Annotated in this window: 18 protein-coding genes and 1 pseudogene; 7 read left to right on the plus strand and 12 right to left on the minus strand. The window is 66.2% G+C overall.

Going from position 1 to position 17,074, the window contains the following annotated elements; genetic code table 11:
- From D2K64_RS25695 to hmgA, 10 genes and pseudogenes are all read right to left on the minus strand, one after another.
- Window positions 1-367 (minus strand): annotated as a pseudogene (locus tag D2K64_RS25695) (hypothetical protein); the annotation flags it as partial.
- The gene (locus D2K64_RS21115; RefSeq protein ID WP_120010350.1) at window positions 348-611 is read right to left on the minus strand and encodes a hypothetical protein; all 264 of its coding nucleotides are present in this window, start codon (window positions 609-611) and stop codon (window positions 348-350) included. The gene D2K64_RS21115 and the pseudogene D2K64_RS25695, both read right to left, overlap by 20 nt.
- Window positions 572-772 carry an anti-sigma factor gene (locus tag D2K64_RS21120; protein WP_120010351.1) on the minus strand — a complete coding sequence of 67 codons (201 nt, stop codon included), beginning with the start codon at window positions 770-772 and terminating at the stop codon, window positions 572-574. Before D2K64_RS21120 ends, D2K64_RS21115 begins: the two co-directional genes overlap by 40 nt.
- Window positions 769-1,278 (minus strand): sigma-70 family RNA polymerase sigma factor, encoded by a 510-nt coding sequence (locus D2K64_RS21125; RefSeq protein ID WP_120010366.1) that lies wholly within the window; start codon window positions 1,276-1,278, stop codon window positions 769-771. The genes D2K64_RS21120 and D2K64_RS21125 overlap by 4 nt, the downstream gene beginning before the upstream one ends.
- Window positions 1,279-1,330: 52 nt before the next feature.
- Window positions 1,331-2,776 carry a YncE family protein gene (locus D2K64_RS21130; protein ID WP_120010352.1) on the minus strand — a complete coding sequence of 482 codons (1,446 nt, stop codon included), beginning with the start codon at window positions 2,774-2,776 and terminating at the stop codon, window positions 1,331-1,333.
- A 131-nt stretch (window positions 2,777-2,907) separates the two neighbouring features.
- A complete protein-coding gene (locus D2K64_RS21135) occupies window positions 2,908-3,246 on the minus strand; it encodes a DUF305 domain-containing protein (protein WP_202910780.1) in 339 nt (112 codons plus the stop codon).
- Between the two features lie 339 nt (window positions 3,247-3,585).
- On the minus strand, window positions 3,586-4,254 hold the full coding sequence (locus D2K64_RS21140; protein WP_120010353.1) for a haloacid dehalogenase type II: 669 nt from the start codon (window positions 4,252-4,254) through the stop codon (window positions 3,586-3,588).
- A gap of 280 nt (window positions 4,255-4,534) precedes the next feature.
- Window positions 4,535-5,536 carry a Bug family tripartite tricarboxylate transporter substrate binding protein gene (locus D2K64_RS21145; RefSeq protein ID WP_120010367.1) on the minus strand — a complete coding sequence of 334 codons (1,002 nt, stop codon included), beginning with the start codon at window positions 5,534-5,536 and terminating at the stop codon, window positions 4,535-4,537.
- A gap of 29 nt (window positions 5,537-5,565) precedes the next feature.
- The gene (gene fahA, locus D2K64_RS21150) at window positions 5,566-6,897 is read right to left on the minus strand and encodes a fumarylacetoacetase (RefSeq protein ID WP_120010354.1); all 1,332 of its coding nucleotides are present in this window, start codon (window positions 6,895-6,897) and stop codon (window positions 5,566-5,568) included.
- A gap of 10 nt (window positions 6,898-6,907) precedes the next feature.
- Window positions 6,908-8,263: a homogentisate 1,2-dioxygenase gene (hmgA, locus tag D2K64_RS21155; protein ID WP_120010355.1), complete on the minus strand. Its 1,356-nt coding sequence runs from the start codon at window positions 8,261-8,263 to the stop codon at window positions 6,908-6,910.
- Between the two features lie 87 nt (window positions 8,264-8,350).
- Between hmgA and D2K64_RS21160 the strand changes: the two genes are divergently transcribed.
- The 7 genes from D2K64_RS21160 to D2K64_RS21190 all read left to right on the plus strand — a co-directional run bounded on the left by D2K64_RS21160 (window position 8,351) and on the right by D2K64_RS21190 (window position 15,166).
- On the plus strand, window positions 8,351-8,839 hold the full coding sequence (locus D2K64_RS21160; RefSeq protein WP_238384352.1) for a MarR family winged helix-turn-helix transcriptional regulator: 489 nt from the start codon (window positions 8,351-8,353) through the stop codon (window positions 8,837-8,839).
- A gap of 291 nt (window positions 8,840-9,130) precedes the next feature.
- Window positions 9,131-9,217 (plus strand): K(+)-transporting ATPase subunit F, encoded by an 87-nt coding sequence (gene kdpF / locus D2K64_RS26300; protein WP_120010357.1) that lies wholly within the window; start codon window positions 9,131-9,133, stop codon window positions 9,215-9,217.
- Between the two features lie 4 nt (window positions 9,218-9,221).
- On the plus strand, window positions 9,222-10,919 hold the full coding sequence (gene kdpA, locus D2K64_RS21170; RefSeq protein ID WP_120010358.1) for a potassium-transporting ATPase subunit KdpA: 1,698 nt from the start codon (window positions 9,222-9,224) through the stop codon (window positions 10,917-10,919).
- Window positions 10,920-10,930: 11 nt separating this feature from the next.
- On the plus strand, window positions 10,931-12,994 hold the full coding sequence (gene kdpB, locus D2K64_RS21175) for a potassium-transporting ATPase subunit KdpB (RefSeq protein ID WP_370765155.1): 2,064 nt from the start codon (window positions 10,931-10,933) through the stop codon (window positions 12,992-12,994).
- A gap of 3 nt (window positions 12,995-12,997) precedes the next feature.
- Window positions 12,998-13,549 carry a potassium-transporting ATPase subunit KdpC gene (kdpC, locus tag D2K64_RS21180; protein ID WP_120010360.1) on the plus strand — a complete coding sequence of 184 codons (552 nt, stop codon included), beginning with the start codon at window positions 12,998-13,000 and terminating at the stop codon, window positions 13,547-13,549.
- Between the two features lie 52 nt (window positions 13,550-13,601).
- Window positions 13,602-14,108 (plus strand): TorF family putative porin, encoded by a 507-nt coding sequence (locus D2K64_RS21185; RefSeq protein WP_120010361.1) that lies wholly within the window; start codon window positions 13,602-13,604, stop codon window positions 14,106-14,108.
- Window positions 14,109-14,752: 644 nt separating this feature from the next.
- Window positions 14,753-15,166, plus strand: coding sequence for a hypothetical protein (locus D2K64_RS21190; protein ID WP_202910781.1), 414 nt, complete (start codon window positions 14,753-14,755; stop codon window positions 15,164-15,166).
- Window positions 15,167-15,415: 249 nt separating this feature from the next.
- On the opposite strand, the gene D2K64_RS21200 is transcribed toward D2K64_RS21190, so the two are convergent.
- A complete protein-coding gene (locus tag D2K64_RS21200; RefSeq protein WP_120010364.1) occupies window positions 15,416-15,751 on the minus strand; it encodes an HPF/RaiA family ribosome-associated protein in 336 nt (111 codons plus the stop codon).
- Window positions 15,752-15,761: 10 nt separating this feature from the next.
- Window positions 15,762-16,865, minus strand: coding sequence for a baeRF3 domain-containing protein (locus D2K64_RS24665; RefSeq protein WP_157986005.1), 1,104 nt, complete (start codon window positions 16,863-16,865; stop codon window positions 15,762-15,764).
- Between the last annotated feature and the right edge of the window lie 209 nt (window positions 16,866-17,074).

A 17,074-nucleotide genomic window follows, 5' to 3' on the forward strand; every position in this document is an offset into this window, starting at 1 on the left:
CCGCCGTGCCAGCCTGATCCGGTAGTTCAGCCCGCCGGAAACCATCGCTCCTACACCACGCGATGGGACACGACCGGCTGTACCCGTTGCCCGCCATGGCCCAGGTGTAGGCGTGAACCGTTCCGGCATCGCGGTGCGCCATGATTGTGTCGCACTCCTGTGCCATGGGACGGGTTAGCAGTACCAGCCGGTTTCCCTGGTCGTCGTCGAACATCAACAGCAAGGCGGCGCCCTGAGCCGTGGGCACCAACCGGCCGCCCATCAACCGATACCCCGCGTCCGAGAGATCCGGCACCCTCACCGGGCGGCCCAGCCGCTCGGAGGCCCAGGCGACCGGAGCTGTGCTGTCAGCCGCGCGCAGTTCCACGGGGCGCGCGGTCCGGCGCGAAGACGGCGTAGCTGGCGGCGGCCTGCTGAGCCAGGGCGGCGATGCCCACGGGTGCAGGGCTGAGCCGGCCATGCAGCCACCAGCCGCTGCCGCCGCCCAGGCCCAGCGCCAACGTCACCGCGGCCGCGACGTGCCAGCGCGCCTGGCGCGGCTGACGCCGGGCCTCGATCAGCCGGGCGAGGTTCAACTCGGCCGGAACCGGCTCGGCGGCGACCGGCGCCAAGGCATCCCGCAACGCGGTGCGCTGTCGGCGATAGGCCTCACGCGCGCCGCCACGGCCGGCTGCCGAGCCAGATAAGCCTCCACTTCCGCCTGCCGCGCCGCATCCAGCGCCTCATCCACCAGGGCGTGCAGGTCATCCTCCGTGATCGGATGGTTGCTCATTTGATCCTCCGCAGGCGCGGCATCTCGGCCGGGACGACCTCACCCTCCATGGCCTGGCGCAGCCGCTCCCGGCCGCGTGCCAGGCGTGACATCGCCGTGCCCACCGGGACGCCCAGCACCGTGGCGGCTTCGGCATAGGAAAGATCCTCCACGGGGACCAGCAATAGGACGCTACGTTGCTCGTCCGGCAGGTTGTCCAGGGCGCGCAGCAGGTCGCGGTGCTGCAGCACGCCGTCCTGTACGGGCGGCTGACTGGGTTCGGCCGCCTCCTCCAGCGGTACATGCGGGCCCCGTCGTGCGGGCTGCCGCATCCGGTTCACCGCGAGGTTGTGCAGGATCGCGAGCACCCAGCTCCGTGCATCCCTGTCGGCACGACGCTGATGCCGGTGGGAGAGCGCGCGCTCCAGCCCATCCTGCACCAGGTCGTCGGCGGCGCTGCGGTCCCGCAGCAGGGCCCGGGCGTAGCGCCGCAGCGCCGGGATCATCGGCTCCAGCAGCCGTACCATGCTGGTCACGGGCCAGGCCGCCCGGCAGGGGGAACGGAACAAGCCCACTGCATCAGGGCTGCTGCACCTGTTGCACGGCGCCGGGCTTACCGCTCTCGCTGGCGGCAATCACGAGAAAGCGGCGCGGGGCATCGCCCTCGCCTTGCACCAGCTGCCGGATCGGGCCGACCGCATTAACGATGACCGATCCCGCCGGGTTGGTCATGAAGCTGGAAAGCGGCTGCAGCGCGCCGCCGCCATCCGGCTTCTCCGCCAGCCCCAGCAGGTAGGGCTTGCCCGGCTGCAGCCCGGTCACCGAGGCCTGCAGCACCTGCGACAGCCCCTGGTCAAACAAGGACACGCTGGTGGGCAGGTCCTCATTACCCGGTACGCCGAGGCTCAGATGGGCTGTGCTGCCAGCTAGGCCGAGCGGCTGCAGCCCCTGGCGGCCGTCGCCCTCCGGCACGGCGTTGGGAACATAGATCAACGCCTGCGGCGCCTGTCCGACCGGGATCTCTGCGGCCACGGTGTTGCTGGCGGTGTCGATCGCGACCAGGGCGTCGCCATTCTCCAGCCCCACATAAACGCGGCTGCCATCTCCGGAAGGCCAGAGCCTGTGCGGCAGCTTGCCTACCGGGGTCGTCGCAGCCTCCGAGGAATCATCGGTCCTGAGTACGCGCACCAGGTTCAGCCCGCCCACCGTGATATAGGCGAAGTTGCCCTTGGGCGTGGCGGCGAAGTTGACGTGGTTGGTGATGGGGCCGGTCTCGAGGCCGCGGATCACGTTGAAGGGCGGTCGGGCGTTGAACACCATGGTACGCCCGATATCCTTCAGCGTCATCCAGACCTGCTTGCCGTCCGGCGTGGCGGCGATGTTGGGGCAGAAGGGACTGTCCTGCTTCACCCGCCCGACGATCTCGTGGTCGACGGTGGAGATCACTACTGTCTCTGGATTGAAGGAGGAGCAGACATAGCCGTACTGCCCGTCCGGCGAGAAGATCGTCATGCCCGGCCCGGCCGGCACGGTGATGCGGCGCTTTTCCGCGAAACTCCTGCCGTCCAGCACCGAGACATAGTTCTCGCCGCGCACGGTGACCCAGACCTCGCGGCCATCGGGCGTGAAGAAGGCCTCATGCGGAGAGCGGCCGACATAGGTGGTGTGCTTCACCGCATTGGTGGCGGTGTCGATGAAGGTGACCGAGTTGCTGCCGATGGACACCACCGCCATTGTCTTGTGGTCAGGCAAGAAGCCCATGCCATGCACCAGCACCTGCCCGCGGTAAAGCGGGCTGAAGTTCATCGGCTGCGGATCGCCGAGGCGGATCACGCCGAGCAGGGTGTTGCTGGTCGGGTCCGTCACCGAGACGGTGTTGGAGAACTGTTCCGCCGCGTAGACGCGGTCGCGCGAGGATAGCGGCACTTCGCGCGCCGTGGCGGCATCCGGTGCCTGCCCGGCCCAGGCCAAGGGTGCAAGAAGGCTGCCGCCGAGGCAGGCCGTGGCCAGCATCAAGGCTTTCATGCGAAGGCTCCTCAAGGGGTGGCGGCAGCGAGCGGCAGGAACTGTGTGGGCGCGGGGGTGGAAGGCGGCAATGGCGCACCGATGGCCAGTCGCACCGCCGCGATCTCCTGCTGCTGGGTGACGATGATCTCCTACGCCGGTCGGCGCAGCTGCTCATTGCCCCCGTGGCGCAGCAGGGTGGTGGCCATATCGATGGCGCCTTGATGATGCGCCGCCATCATCGCCACGAAATCACGATCGATGTTGCCGCTGGGCTGGATGGCCATGGCATCCATCATCCTGGCCATGGCGGCGTCGTTCTCCGCCAGGAAGGGCTGCTCGGCAAATGGCGGGGCCTGGACTGCCGCGTCGCGTGGAGGGGGAGGATGATGATGGTGGCCCTCATGGGCCAGGGCTGGTCCGAGGCTGGCCAGTAGCGCGACCAGCACGCCGGTGCGTCGAAACGGGAGATAGTTAAGCCGATGAGCCATGGATCCTCCAGGCTGGTGCGGTCAGGTTCCTGAGCAACAGACACTGGTGGTGTCGGATTATTCCCGCCGCCGACGGACGATTTATTTACCAAAGGGTGTCGTGCATAGATCAGGCAGGCTCATGCCCGGTCTTCGAAAGGGAGCGGGAAACCGAGTGAGGAGTTGACGGGTGGCGGCCTGCCGCGCGTCATCCGGGCAGGCGGCAGGCGGTGCCATTGCGAGGACGTCTTGGAGCCGTTGCGCGCCACTGTGACATCGTAGCGGCTCCGGCCCGGCTTGGTTACGCCGGCAGGAAGGCAACATTCCCCCAACGGGGCGGGAAGCGTGCCGCGATTGCGTTCAAAGCCCGACCACCCCCGGCAGGCCCGAAATGTCGGCGATCTCGGTATAGCCGTAGTAGGGGTTCGCCGGCTCATGCCCGCGATTCACCCAGACCTTGTTCCTGATGCCAAGGTCATGGGCCGACATCAGGTCATAACGGAAAGAGGACGAGCAGTGCAGGATGTCCTCCGGCCCGCAGCCCAGCATGTCCAGCATGTATTCGAAGGCGCGGAAGCGCGGCTTGTAGGCGCGCGCCTGTTCGGCCGTAAAGACGGCGTGGAACGGAGCACCGAGCTGTGCGACATTTGCGGGGATCTGGGCATCCATGGCGTTGGAAAGGATCACCAGCGGGATCTTCTCCGCCACGCGGGCCAGGCCGGCGGGCACGTCAGGATGCGGGCCCCAGCTGGGCACCTGCTCATAGATCCAGGCCGCGTCCTGCGGCCGGAAGGCAACGCCATGGGCGCGGCAGCTGCGCTCCACCGCGTTGTGCACCACCTCCGCATAAGGCTTCCATTCGCCCATGACCTCATCCAGACGATAGGCCGAGAAGTCACGGATAAAGGCCTCCATCCGCGCCTCCTCCAGCCCTGCGCCATAGAGGCTGCGCGCGGCCTCGGCCATCTGGAAGTGGATCAGCGTGCCGTGGCAGTCAAAGGTGACGTATTTGGGCCGGAAGGCGGTCATCTCTGCGGGATCCTTATGGAGGCAGCCACGATCATAGCCGCGACATCCCTGCACCCGCATGCGCATCGATCGGGGCCGCAAGCAGATTCTTGCGTATCGGCGGCGGAGTTTGGCAGGGAGTTGCGGCGACACCTTACCAGCCGGCTGGCCGGCGAGACGGCCGCTGCACGACTGCGGTCCGGGGCGGCGCCTGATGGAACAGCGCCGCATCTGCCTGCAACCCGTTGCCCGGTGAAAAGGTGGTGCCGGAGCGGAAGCCGCCGGGCAAGCGTTGCCCCAGTCAGTCCAGGGCGATGCCGAGGCCGCGGATCAACGGGACCCAGACTGCCCGGTCGGCCGCCAGAATGGCCTGCACCTCCTGCGGCGTCGCGGGCAGAGGCTCCACGCCGATCTCCCGGAATCTCCGCTGGATGGCGGGATCGGCCAACGCGGTGTCCAGCTCGGCAGTCAGACGGGCGGCGACGGCGTCGGGCGTGGCGCGGGGCACCATAAGGCTCTGCCAGGCATAGGCCTCGAACTTCTCCAGCCCGGCGGCCTCGGCCACCGTGGGCAGGTCCGGGAAGCCAGGGTGGCGGCTGGCCGAGAAGACGGCGACGGGACGTGCCATGCCGCTGCGCAGCGCCTCGCCGCCCGCGACAGTGTCGGTCACCGCCGCCTCGACAACGCCTGCGAGCAGGTCGTTCAACGCCGGTGCCGCGCCACGATACGGCACGTGATTGAAACGCGCGCCGGCACTGCGCGCCAGCCGTTCCATCGCCAGATGATGCGGGGAACCGAGGCCGGGCGAGGCGTAGTCGATGCTGCCCGGCCTGTTCTTGCCCTGGGTCAGCAGGGCGTCAAAGTCGCGCAGCGCGGAGTCCTTCTTCACCGCCAGCACCAAGTGAAAGCGGGCGATGCCACCGACCGGGCGGAAATCCTTGTCGGGATCGTAGGGCAGGTGGCGGAACAGCGCCGGATTGAAGACCAGCGTGCCATTATCCGCGGTCAAAAGAGTGTATCCATCGGGCGCCGCGCGCGCCGCCGCCTCGGCACCGATGTTGGTGGCAGCACCGGGACGGTTGTCGATCACCACGGGCTTGCCCAATCCTTCCGCCATCCGCACCGCCAACAGCCGCGCCAGCGTGTCACTGCCGCCGCCCGCCGCATAGGCGACGATCCATTTGACCGGCGCGTCGGGGTAAGCGGCGCGCGCCAAGCCAGGCCACAGGGCGGTGGACATTCCCGCCAGCGCCAGGCTGCGGCGGGACAGGGCGCGGCAAGACGGAGCGACGGCGTTCTGCATGGACGTTTCTTTCTGCATGGACGATCCGGTCAGGCAGCCGGCAGGATGCGGGCACGGCATTCGCCAAAGCCGATGGAAGCCGCGCCCTGGCGTTCGGCGCGGGCACGCAGGATGATCTCGTCGCCATCCTCCAGAAAGCGCCGCGTCTCGCCGGATGGCAAGGCCACGGGGTCCTTGCCTCCCCGTGTGATCTCCAAAAGGCTGCCGAAGCCGCCTGGTTCCGGCGCCGAGATGGTGCCCGAGCCTAGCAGGTCGCCGGGGTTCAGGTCGCAGCCGCCGCTGGTGTGGTGCGCGACCATCTGCGCCACGGTCCAGTACATGTGGCACGTGTTCGATCGCGACAAACGGTAGGGCGGCAAGCCCTTCTTCCGCATGTCCGCAGTCAGGATCAGCGCTTCCAGCACGACGCCCAGGGCACCCTGACATTGGTCGGCCTCATCCAGCAAATAGGGCAGGGGTGGCGGATCGCCCTCCGGCCGCGCGGGTTGTGGCATGCGGAAGGGGGCCAGGGCTTCTGGCGTCACGATCCAGGCGGAAATTGTGGAGCCGAAGTTTTTCGATAGAAACGGCCCGAGCGGCTGGTATTCCCAGGCCTGGATGTCGCGTGCCGACCAGTCGTTCAGCAGGCAGTAACCCGCCACATGATGCTCGGCTTCGCCCATTGGCACCGGGGTGCCCAGCGCGTTGCCCGGACCGATCCAGATGCCGAGTTCCAGTTCATAATCCAGCCGCTCGCAGGGTGCGAAGCGCGGTGCCTCGGCATCTGGCACCTTCAACTGGCCCTTGGGCCGGCGGACACGGGTGCCGCTGGCGCGCACGGAGGATGCCCGTCCGTGATATCCGATCGGCACGTATTTGTAGTTCGGCAGCAGGGGATTGTCCGGGCGGAACACGCGTCCGACATTCGTCGCATGGTGGATGCCGACGTAGAAATCGGTGTAGCCGCCGATCCGTGCAGGCAGGCGCAGGGTGCAGTGCGCCGCCGGATGCAGGCAGCGCTCAGCTGTGTGCTGATCCCGGCTGCCGGCTGCCAGGATGGCAGACAGCCGGGTGCGCAGCGCGCGGCGAGGCGTGGCGCCCAGCGCGAGGAAGGCATTCAATTCCTCGCGCGATGCGGCAGCCGCGGCGATCTCCGCCGCGCCGGTGAACAGCCCCGCATGGTGGGCGGCGGCGAGATCGAGGATGCTCGCGCCAATAGCCACGCCGCCGCGCGGCACATCCTGTCCCGGTGGCGTGAAGATGCCGAAAGGAAGGTTCTGGATCGGGAAGTCGGCATGCCTGTTGGCGTCCGGGACCCAGGAGAGCAGCGCCGGATCATGGGTTGCGTCGGGAAGGGCAGGTAGAGCCTGGGCGTCTCTCATGGTGATCGCCCTACGGCCGCGACGGGTCGAAGTGCTTGCGCAGTTCCTGCCCGTAGCCGGCATAATCCTTCTGGAACTGCGGTGCCTCGGCGGCAAAGCGGGTGACACGTTGCGGGAACCGGGTTTCGAACATGAAGGCCAGCGTTCCCTCCAGCCTGTGCGGCTTCAGCTCGGCGTTGCTGGCCCCTTCGAAGGCGTTCATGTCCGGTCCGTGCGGCAGCATCGTGTTGTGCAGTGAAAAGCCACCGGGCACGAAGCCGCCACCGGTCTTGGCATCGTAGACGCCGTAGATCAGGCCCATGAACTCGCTCATGATGTTCATGTGGTACCAGGGCGGGCGGAAGGTGTTCTCAGCCACCAGCCAGCGATCGGGGAAGATGACGAAGTCGATATTGGCCGTACCGGGCGTCTCGGAGGGGGAGGTCAGCACGGTGAAGATCGAGGGATCCGCGTGGTCGAACAGCACCGGTCCCACCGGTGAGTAGCGCCGCAGATCATATTTGTAGGGGGCGTAGTTGCCGTGCCATGCAACCACGTCCAGCGGCGAGTGCCGCAATTCAGCCTGCCACAGATTGCCGCCCCACTTCACCGTCATGATGGAGGGCGCGTCACGGTCCTCATAAGCCGCGGCCGGGGTGAGAAAGTCGCGCGGATTGGCCAGGCAGTTGGCGCCGATCGGGCCGCGCTCGGGCAGGGTAAAGGCCCCTCCATAATTCTCGCACAGATAGCCGCGGGCCGCCGCTTCGCCGTGCAGTTCCACCCGAAGTTTCACGCCGCGTGGAATCACGGCAATCTCGCCAGGCTCGATGTCGATGATGCCGAACTCGGTCCACAGCCGCAGCTCGCCCTGCTGCGGCACGAACAGCAGCTCGGCGTCGGCGTTGTAGAAATACTCGTCCCGCATCGATCGGGTGACGAGATAGATGTGCGCACCCATGCCAGCCTGCGATCCCGCGTCGCCCGCCGTGGTGACAGTGCGGATGCCTTCCAGGAAGCTGACGCTGCCGCTCGGCAGCGGAACCGGGTCCCAGCGCAGCGGGGCAAGAGGCATGTCGGCTTCAACGCAGGGCGCGGTGCGCCACAACCCGGCATCGATCTTGTGGAACCGCCCCCAATGCGTGACGGTCGGGCGGATGCGGTAGAGCCAACTGCGCTCATTGGTCGCGCGCGGCGCCGTGAAGGGGGAGCCGCTGAGCTGCTCGGCATAAAGACCGTAGGCGCATTTTTGTGGCGAGTTGCGGCCGACCGGCAGGGCGCCCGGCAGCGCCTCAGTCTCGAAGCCGTTGCCAAAACCGGACAGGTAGGCGGTCTCGCCTACCGCGTCGACTGGCGCGGCGGCGAAGCCGGACCTTCTGGATCCGTTCATCCTGTTGTTCCTCCCTGAGGCCGGCGACGATTTCCCGTTCCGCTGCCGCGTTCTATAACGTCTCAGATGAGATGGAAAGCCGAAAGCATGCCCGCGAGCAAACCGAGCGCCGAGCCCTTGATCCTGCAGGATTTCCTGCCTTACCGCCTTTCCGTTGTGACCGAGGGGATCAGCAGCCTCTTCGCCACGCGGTATCAGGAACGCTTCGGGCTCAGCATCCCCGAATGGCGCGTGGTGGCGGTGGTGGGGCAGCACGGAACCCTGTCCACCCAGCAGGTCATCGGACACACCGGCATGGACCGCGTGCGCGTCAGCCGTGCGGTGATCCGCCTGGTCGACCGGGGCTTGCTGGACCGCCGGGCCCATCCGCAGGATCAGCGGGCCCAGCTGCTGCGGCTCAGCCGACGCGGCCGGGACATCTATCGCGACATCGTGCCTCTGGCGCGGGAGATGCAGGCAGCCTTGGCCAGCGCTCTGACGGAGGCCGAACAGCGGCAGCTCGGCGTGATCCTCCGGAAGATCGACCGCCGCACGCGGGAATTGTCGGATCGTTCGGACGAGGCCGTGTCGCGATAAAGCCGGCGAACTGCTCTTCCGGGCGTTTCTGAGGCGAAAACAGGAAGGCCTGCATGACGGCAGAAGCAGCGCAAGCGCGGTCGTTTATGGATTCTTTATGATCCGGAACGGGATCTCACATCGATATTTTGCGCATCGGGGGCGTAGCAGCAGAAAGCCTTGATCAGGGGCTTCCTGTTCTCCATCGCGCGAGTTCAACTCGATGATCGACATTCTGTTGCTGGCTCTCGGACTCGGCTTCTTCGGCCTGATGAGCGCGTATGCGGCCGCCTGCGAGAAGGTCTGACGCGCATGCACGACCTGATCCTGGGCGCCGCCGTCTCGGCCGGCCTCCTTGGCTATCTGCTGTGGGCCCTGCTGCGCCCTGAGGACCTTTGATCCCATGACCCTCATCGGATGGGCGCAGATCGCGCTCGTGCTCGCCGCCGTGCTGGCGGCGGCGATCCCGCTCGGCCGCTACATCGCCGCCGTGGCCGAGGGCCGTATCCGCTGGCTGCGGCCGGTGGAAGCACTGTTCTTCCGTGCCGGCGGCATCGATCCTTCGGCTGAGCAGGGCTGGCGCACCTATGCCATTGCCATGCTGGCGGTCAACGCGCTCGGCTTCCTGCTGCTTTACCTCATCCTGCGGCTGCAGGGCATGCTGCCGCTGAACCCGCGCGGGTTGGACGGGCTGTCGCCCTGGCTGGCCTTCAACACCGCCGTATCCTTTGTTTCCAACACCAACTGGCAGGCCTATTCGGGGGAGGTGGCGATGTCCTACCTGTCTCAGATGGCCGGGCTGACGGTGCAGAACTTCCTGTCGGCCTCCACCGGCGTCGCCCTAGCACTCGCGGTCTCGCGCGCCTTTGCGCGCGGCGGGATACGCAGCCTGGGCAATTTCTGGGCGGATTTCATCCGCATCACGCTCTATGTGCTGCTGCCGCTGTCGGTGGTGGTGGGCCTCGTGTTCGTCGCCCTGGGGATGCCCCAGACCTTTGCCGACTACGTGACCGCCACGACGCTGGAGGGCGGCGAACAGCTGATCCCCTTGGGTCCCGCCGCCTTCCAGGTCGCCATCAAGCATCTCGGCACCAATGGCGGCGGCTTCTTCGGTGTCAACGCGCTGCACCCCTTCGAGGGACCGAGCGCGCTGGCGACGGCGATCCAGATCTGGTCGCAGGCGGTGATTCCGTTCAGCCTTTGCATCGCCTTCGGTCACCTCGTTCAGGATGCGCGGCAGGGGCGGACCTTGCTGGCGGTGATGCTGGGCTTCGTGGTGGTGGCGGCAGCGGCCATCTACGCGGCGGAGGCGGCCGGGACGCCCGTCATGGCCTCTCTGGGCGTGGACCTGGCGCAAGGCAACATGGAAGGCAAGGATGTCCGCTTCGGCCTCGCGCTGGCGGCACTCTTCACGGCCACCACCACGGGTGCGTCCTGTGGCGCGGTGAATGCCATGTTCAGCAGCTTCACGCCGCTCGGCGGCATGGTGCCGCTGTTCCTGATCCAGCTTGGGGAAGTGCTGCCCGGCGGTGTCGGTTCTGGCCTGTACGGCATGTTGATCTTCGCGCTGTTGGCCGTGTTCATTGCCGGGCTGATGGTCGGCCGCACGCCGGAATATTTGGGCAAGAAGGTGCAGGCGCGCGAGATCAAGCTGGCCATGCTGGCGGTGCTGGTGCTGCCTGCCACCATTCTGGGCTTCACCGCCGTCTCGATGGCACTGCCGCTGGCCACCGCCTCGCTCGCCCATGCCGGGCCCCACGGTCTGACGGAAATGCTCTACGCCTTCACCTCGGCCGCCGGCAACAATGGTTCTGCCTTTGGTGGCCTGACGGCTGACACAGCCTGGCTGAACACCACGCTTGGCATGGCCATGCTGCTGGGCCGGTTCGCCTACGTGGTTCCCGTCATGGCGATTGCCGGCAGCCTCGCCGCCAAGGTGAAGACGCCCGAGGGCAACGGCACCCTGCCGACGCATGGGCCACTTTTCGCCGGGCTGCTGGCTGGCGTGATCCTGATCCTGGGCGGGCTGCAATTCCTGCCTTCCCTCGCCCTTGGTCCGTTGGCGGAGCACTTCGTGATGCTCGCCGGCAAGACCTTCTGAGGTCCCATCCCATGGACATGACAACCTCCACCGTCGCCCCTGTCCGGCCAGGCCGGACCGGGATGGGCCTGAACCGGGCGCTGCTCGGCCAGGCTACGCTGGACGCGCTTCTGAAGCTCAATCCGGCGAAGCTGGTCCGCAACCCCGTCATCTTCGTCACCGAGGTCATCTCGATCCTGGTGACGATCCTGGCGATCTCGGCAGCCTTTCGTGCCGAAACCTGGGGCTTTCAGGCCGCCATTGCAGGCTGGTTGTGGTTTACCGTGCTTTTTGCGACCTTCGCGGAAGCCGTGGCGGAAGGCCGTGGCCGCGCGCGGGCCGAAAGCCTGCGCCGTGCCCGGACGGAAACCCGCGCCAAGCTGCTGATCCGTGCCGATGACCGCAGCTTGTGGCAATCCCGTGCCGCCACGGAGCTCCGTGTCGGCGATCTCGTGCTGGTGGAGGCGGGTGACCAGATCCCCTCGGATGGCGAGGTGGTGGAAGGCATTGCCTCGGTCAACGAAGCCGCGGTGACCGGCGAGAGTGCTCCGGTGATCCGCGAAAGCGGCGGCGACCGATCGGCCGTCACGGGCGGCACCGCGGTGGTGTCCGACTGGATCGTGGTGCGCATCACCGCCGCTCCTGGCAGCACCTTCCTCGATCGCATGATCGGACTGGTGGAAGGCGCATCGCGGCAGAAGACGCCGAACGAGATCGCGCTCGACATCTTGCTCGCCGGCATGACGATCATTTTCCTGATCGCGGTGGTGACGCTGGTCGGCCTCGCATCCTGGAACGGACAGCCGCCCTCCGTGCCGGTGCTGGCGGCGTTGCTGATCACGCTGATCCCCACCACCATCGGCGGCCTGCTGTCCGCCATCGGCATCGCCGGCATGGATCGCCTGGTGCGCTTCAACGTCATGGCCACTTCCGGCCGGGCGGTGGAGGCCGCAGGCGACGTGGACGTGCTGCTGCTGGACAAGACCGGCACTATCACGCTGGGTAACCGTCAGGCCGCCGGGTTCTACCCCGCGCCGGACGTCGAGATCGGGACCCTGGCGCAGGCGGCGCTGCTGGCCAGCCTGGGCGACGAAACGCCAGAAGGCCGCTCCATCGTGGCTTTCGCCCGCGAGCGGCACAACCTGCCTTTGCCGAGCCAGCCGCCGAGCAGCCAGATTATTCCGTTCACGGCGCAGACCCGCCTCTCGGGCCTCGATATGCCGGACGGAAACTACCGCAAGGGCGCGGTGAATTCGCTGCTCAGCGCACTCGGCGCCGAGGCTCCGGCGGCGGTCCGGCAGGAAGCCGACCGCATCGGCCGCAGCGGCGGCACTCCACTGGCGGTTGCGAAGAATGACCGGCTGCTCGGGCTGATCGAATTGAAGGACATCGTCAAGCCGGGCATCCGCGACCGCTTTGCCGCGCTGCGCCGCATGGGCATCCGCACCGTCATGGTGACCGGCGACAACCGGCTGACCGCCGCCGCCATCGCGACCGAGGCGGGTGTGGACGACTTCATCGCCGAGGCGACGCCGCAGGACAAGCTCGGCTATATCCGGGCTGCCCAGGCGGAAGGCCGCCTCGTCGCCATGGCGGGCGACGGCACCAACGACGCGCCCGCGCTGGCCCAGGCCGATGTGGGCGTGGCCATGCAGACCGGCACCCAGGCGGCGCGCGAGGCAGGCAACATGGTGGACCTCGACAGCGATCCGACCAAGCTGATCGAGGTTGTGGAGATCGGCAAGCAGCTCCTGATCACCCGCGGCGCGTTGACGACCTTTTCCATCGCGAATGACGTGGCGAAGTACTTCGCCATCCTGCCCGCCATCTTCGTGGCGTCCTATCCCGAGCTCGCTGCCCTGAACGTCATGCGCCTGGCGAGCCCGGAAAGCGCGATCCTGTCCGCCGTCATCTTCAACGCGCTGATCATCGTCGCGCTGGTGCCGCTGGCCTTGCTGGGCGTGCGCTACACGCCGCTCGGTGCCGCCGCCCTGCTGCGGCGCAACCTGCTGATCTATGGGCTTGGCGGCCTCGTTGCGCCCTTCATCGGCATCAAGATCATCGACCTTGTTCTCGTTCTCATGGGAGTTGCCTGAGCCATGACCGGTATTCTTCGCCCGGCTGCCACCACGGTGTCGCTGTTCACCGTTCTGCTCGGCCTGGCCGCTCCCGCCGCCATGACCGGCATCGCCGGTGCCGTCTTCCCGAGCCAAGCGGGTGGCAGCCTGATCGAGCGTGACGGGGCCATCGTTGGCTCCGCCCTGATCGGTCAGGCCTTCTCGGCGCCCGGCTATTTTCATCCGCGCCCTTCCGCGGCCGGGGAGGGCTACGATGCCGCCGCGGGCGCCGCGTCCCAACAGGGGCCGATCAGCGCCAGGCTGGTTGAGGCCGTGCGGGAGCGGGTCGGCACCGCCGGCTCCAGGCCGGTGCCCGCCGATGCCGTCACCGCCTCGGGCTCCGGCCTTGACCCGCATGTCAGCCCGGACAACGCAGCGAGGCAGGTGGCACGCGTTGCCGCAGCGCGCGGCCTACCGGAAGCCCGGGTGCTGACCTTGCTGCAGAACCACACGGAAGGCCGTGAACTGGGCCTCCTTGGCGACCCTCGCGTCAACATCTTGCAGCTGAACCTCGCGCTCGACGCCCTTCGTTAGTGGAAGCCGGTTCTGCGGCCGCATCGGCACGAATCTGGCTCCGGGCCACATCATGAACCGGATCGCTTCCGCGGCAGGCCTCGTGATGGCCGCCGCGCTTCTCGCTCCTGCGGCCGCGTTCGCGCAAATCGAGGTGGAGACGCTCGACCTCACACTCATGGCCATGTCGGCGGCGTCCGGCGACTACCTGTTCCGCGGCATCAGCCAGAGCCGCAACCGTCCGGCGATCCAGGGAGCGTTCAAGGCGCTGCACGGCAGCGGCCTGGATCTCGGTTTCTTCGCCGGTATCGGCGCACGGCAGGAACCTGATCTGCCGGCAGTCCACATGCTCGATACGCGCAGCATTGCGTGGATGACCACAGCTATCCTGGCTATCAACCTCCCTCCACCAACGACGATCTCGACCATGCTGAGGTCGCATGGAAGGTGGCCAAGACCATCAACACGGTCACACGGCTGGGCAATGCGTATGTGTCGCCCAACTTCTTCGGCCAGTCCGGCACGGATGTGTATCTGCAGGGCGGTGCGGCTACCGCCCCCCGGGGTTCAGGATATCTGAACGTCTCGGCAATCAACAAATAGAGCACTATCCGCGCTTCGGCACATTGGACTACGCCACTTGGTCCGTGAATATCCCGCGGAAGCTGACCGACGCCGTCACGCTGAGCCGGAGGCTCTAAGCCCCTGGCCGTGCCGTGATTTTCCCGCTGCGGCAGGAGAGAACCACCAAGGAATACGCCATCATCTTCTCCGGCCGCAGCATCGTTTCCTGTGTTGTCGCGCCTGACAGGTCAACCCAGGTTCTTCGCGATCCTGCCGGCGACCAAGTCGCAGCTTGGCTGAGTGGTATTTGAATCTGGACGCTTGCTCCGATCTGGACAGATCCACGTCGCCAAGATCAATTGCTTCTTATACGGGAAGCCTGTCCTCGGCCCGGACGATGCGGGAGTACGTGTGCGTTCCGGGCCGCCGGCTGCCTGCAGATGAACAACGCCGGCTTCGCGTGGCCACGCATGCACCATTCGCCACCCGAACCGGGGGGAAGGGGAACCCGAAAGGGTGGAGCTGAGTTCTCTGCCTGATGGCCTCGGATGGCTGTGCACGTCGCGCATCTTGGCCGGGGCAACTCATGGACGGAAGGAAAGCAGCGTGCAGAGCCATTGGATGTCGTTCGGAATCGGCTTCGTGACCGGGATGCGCAGCATGACGGCCGTTGCTGCGCTGGCACAGGCTGCCGCGTCCAGGCAAACGCCATCCGGCTGGCTTCCGAGTGGCCGCGGCGCGCGTGCCCTGTCCCTGGCAGCCGCCCTGGGCGAGATGGCCGGCGACAAGATGTCCTTTGCGCCCGACCGCCGCATCCCGGCCTCCTTCGCTGTGCGCCTCGCCATAGGTGCGGCCGGCGGCGTCGCGCTGGCAGGCCGGAATGCATCGCCTGTCGGTGCGGCTTTGTCCGGCGTGGCGGGGGCCATCGCGGGCACCCTCCTGGGTCGGGCGGCGCGGGGTGCCACCACCCGTTCCGGAGCCGACTGGATGCGGGCGTTGACGGAGGACATGGTGGCGGCCGGTTTGGCGGCGGCACTGGTGCGCACGGCGGAGCAGCGCGGCCGCGGCTTTTAACAGAACGGCGTCCAGGTATCTGGCCGCGGATCCTCAGAAGGCTGGCAGGTTACGGATTTCCGCCGCAAAGTGCACGTCGCTCTGACGAACATTGGCACCGACGCCGATGGCTACCTGGAGGCACCTTGACAGGACTATGCTGTAAAGGTCGCCCAGGGCCTGCCTTCTTTGCAGGAAGGCGCCGGCCAACCTAGCGCAAGCCTCGCCATCCTGCTCAGGCTGGGCCCACAGCCCACCATACCCCGGCATCTACTGACGCTGCTTTCCTTTCAGGGACTCCAATTGCCGCTCCGCGGCTTTAAAGGCGTCACGAATGGAGGTCTTGATCGTGGGCTGGGCGTAGCGCTCTTTCGCCTTATGCGGTTCGCGCGACACTGCCAGATCGCGGCCTGGAAGGGAAAGAACGATGTGGACCTCGCAGACATTGCCGGTCTGGTGCTGCTGATGCAGCGCCTCGATTGAAACTCGGCAGCCAACCAGTTCGTCGTGGCGCTGCGACAGCTTGTCCACATGCTGTCGAATCAGTGCTTCGATATCCGATGACGGCGGCAGATTATGAAATGCGATATCCAGCGGACGGTCCATCGTCTGATCCTCAGAAGCGGAGGGTTGCTGCGGCCAACGAGTTGCGAGGAATTTGTGTTTTGGGAAGGCTGAAGCTGCGGCCGCCGTTTCTCATCGTGGCGACAGCAGCACGATTTAGCAGATCCTCGTCGCCAGACACCCGATGCCCATGCGCGGTGATCGGGCTGCCCGGCTCGTAACGTCCCCACAGCGCCTCGTCGGAAGCCACGATCACTGCATCGACGCGTCCCTCGTCAGCGGCAGCCAGGATTTCTTCAAGGCGAACTGCGACGTTGGAAGCCGCGTCACCAAGCCTGGCTTGAATTTGCTCAAGTACATCATTGACCTGCGATCTAACCTGAGGCCTGACGGCTTCCAGTGCTTTCTGCTGAAGGTCACGCAGTGAGAAGGCGTGAGGATTCAGGACTAGGCCTTCCTCCAGAAGCCCTGGCAGATGCACTGTTTTGCGGAAATGGCCACCGATCCTCGGCTCTGCCGCGAGGAGGACAGGCGCCGTATCGCCGCCAATCCTGTCCTCGACGGTTCGCACCAGGTCACTCAGGCTCTCCAGCAACGAGTCCGGAGCTTCCATGGCCTGTGTTTTGTCGGCGCTCCCGCCCTGATCCGCGGCCGGCTCGCCTGGAGCCGTCGTATCGACAACCCGATGAGCCAAGGCCAAGTCAACTTCGGTGATCTCAAAAGGCGTCACGCTGAAAAGCCTGGCTCTGCCGGCTGAAAGTGCGAGGAGCCAAAAGCGGCGGTTCCTGTCCAGCAGAGGCAACAACGGCTTCACATTGAAATGGTGCCCGAGCGCTAGATCATATGGCAGCGTCTCCGGTAGGCTCACCAACCGGGTTTCACTTTCGTCCGCGAAGATGGCAAGACAAGGATCCCGATGAGCCGAAAGATCCAGGCCGGAAATGTGCTGACGGGTTGCCGAGATGATTGTCTCGCAGAGATGCGGATCCACCCCGTTCGCTTCCAGCCTTTGGCCGACTTCATCAACCGCGTTGCGGAGCTCGGCTGATTGCAGTCGTAGGTCCCGCTCCTCAGGACGGAGAGAAAGGTATATCGACACGGCAACTTGCCTAGGCTTCAGTAGAAACTTCAGCGTGTCAGTATCTAACATCTGCATTCTCTACATCTTGGTAAGGCAGCTAAACGGAGATCCTCTAGCCGGGTTTCAACATCGACATGCGTGATCCGGCATCATTCCTGGTAGTGTCGATCTTGCACCCTGAGGATGTTGCGGATCTTTGTTCACACAGGTCTAGTGTCCTGATTCCGTAGTTCCTCCGATCGTCTGGGAGCGAAGGCAGAAGCGCTGGATGGCGGCGAGAATGT

The organism is Teichococcus vastitatis (assembly GCF_003604215.1).
Lineage (GTDB): Bacteria > Pseudomonadota > Alphaproteobacteria > Acetobacterales > Acetobacteraceae > Pseudoroseomonas > Pseudoroseomonas vastitatis.

What these genes read in the sequence shown, in the direction of transcription:
- D2K64_RS21120 (WP_120010351.1), bottom strand. Translation starts at nt 772, where the DNA reads ATGAGCAACCATCCGATCACGGAGGATGACCTGCACGCCCTGGTGGAT.
- D2K64_RS21125 (WP_120010366.1), bottom strand. Translation starts at nt 1,278, where the DNA reads ATGGTACGGCTGCTGGAGCCGATGATCCCGGCGCTGCGGCGCTACGCC.
- D2K64_RS21130 (WP_120010352.1), bottom strand. Translation starts at nt 2,776, where the DNA reads ATGAAAGCCTTGATGCTGGCCACGGCCTGCCTCGGCGGCAGCCTTCTT.
- D2K64_RS21135 (WP_202910780.1), bottom strand. Translation starts at nt 3,246, where the DNA reads ATGGCTCATCGGCTTAACTATCTCCCGTTTCGACGCACCGGCGTGCTG.
- D2K64_RS21140 (WP_120010353.1), bottom strand. Translation starts at nt 4,254, where the DNA reads ATGACCGCCTTCCGGCCCAAATACGTCACCTTTGACTGCCACGGCACG.
- D2K64_RS21145 (WP_120010367.1), bottom strand. Translation starts at nt 5,536, where the DNA reads ATGCAGAACGCCGTCGCTCCGTCTTGCCGCGCCCTGTCCCGCCGCAGC.
- fahA (WP_120010354.1), bottom strand. Translation starts at nt 6,897, where the DNA reads ATGAGAGACGCCCAGGCTCTACCTGCCCTTCCCGACGCAACCCATGAT.
- hmgA (WP_120010355.1), bottom strand. Translation starts at nt 8,263, where the DNA reads ATGAACGGATCCAGAAGGTCCGGCTTCGCCGCCGCGCCAGTCGACGCG.
- D2K64_RS21160 (WP_238384352.1), top strand. Translation starts at nt 8,351, where the DNA reads ATGCCCGCGAGCAAACCGAGCGCCGAGCCCTTGATCCTGCAGGATTTC.
- kdpF (WP_120010357.1), top strand. Translation starts at nt 9,131, where the DNA reads ATGCACGACCTGATCCTGGGCGCCGCCGTCTCGGCCGGCCTCCTTGGC.
- kdpA (WP_120010358.1), top strand. Translation starts at nt 9,222, where the DNA reads ATGACCCTCATCGGATGGGCGCAGATCGCGCTCGTGCTCGCCGCCGTG.
- kdpB (WP_370765155.1), top strand. Translation starts at nt 10,931, where the DNA reads ATGGACATGACAACCTCCACCGTCGCCCCTGTCCGGCCAGGCCGGACC.
- kdpC (WP_120010360.1), top strand. Translation starts at nt 12,998, where the DNA reads ATGACCGGTATTCTTCGCCCGGCTGCCACCACGGTGTCGCTGTTCACC.
- D2K64_RS21185 (WP_120010361.1), top strand. Translation starts at nt 13,602, where the DNA reads ATGAACCGGATCGCTTCCGCGGCAGGCCTCGTGATGGCCGCCGCGCTT.
- D2K64_RS21190 (WP_202910781.1), top strand. Translation starts at nt 14,753, where the DNA reads ATGACGGCCGTTGCTGCGCTGGCACAGGCTGCCGCGTCCAGGCAAACG.
- D2K64_RS21200 (WP_120010364.1), bottom strand. Translation starts at nt 15,751, where the DNA reads ATGGACCGTCCGCTGGATATCGCATTTCATAATCTGCCGCCGTCATCG.
- D2K64_RS24665 (WP_157986005.1), bottom strand. Translation starts at nt 16,865, where the DNA reads ATGCAGATGTTAGATACTGACACGCTGAAGTTTCTACTGAAGCCTAGG.